The organism is Microvirga sp. HBU67558, from assembly GCF_018069605.1.
GTDB classification, from domain to species: Bacteria; Pseudomonadota; Alphaproteobacteria; order Rhizobiales; family Beijerinckiaceae; genus Microvirga; species Microvirga terrae.
In genome coordinates this window covers 1-330 of the sequence record NZ_JAGPUP010000142.1, presented here as the reverse complement: position 1 = coordinate 330, position 330 = coordinate 1, and the positions used below count along the sequence as shown (strand labels likewise).

Genomic DNA, 330 nt, shown 5'->3' with positions numbered 1-330 from the left:
TGAGCGCCAGCAGGTTGGTCTGGCCCGCAATCGTGTTGATCAGCTGCACCACGTCGCCGATCTTGTCGGCCATCGTGGCCAGTTCCTGAACCGTTCCGTTGGTGCGCTGAGCGCCTTCGACCGCGCGCTCGGCGATCTGCGAGGACTGCGCCACCTGGCTGGCGATCCCGCGGATCGAGATCGACAGCTCCTCGGTGGCGGCTGCCACCGTCTGCACGTTGGCCGAGGTCTGCTGAGCGACGGACGCTACGGCGAGGGACTGGCTGGTCGTCTGGCCGGCGATCGACGTCATGGACTGGGCCGTGGCCTCCATCTCGGTGGCCGCCGAGG

1 pseudogene is annotated in these 330 nt (G+C 68.2%); it reads right to left on the bottom strand.

The annotated features are described in order from the left end of the window. Window positions 1-330, bottom strand: a pseudogene (locus KBI52_RS00585) (methyl-accepting chemotaxis protein); the annotation flags it as partial.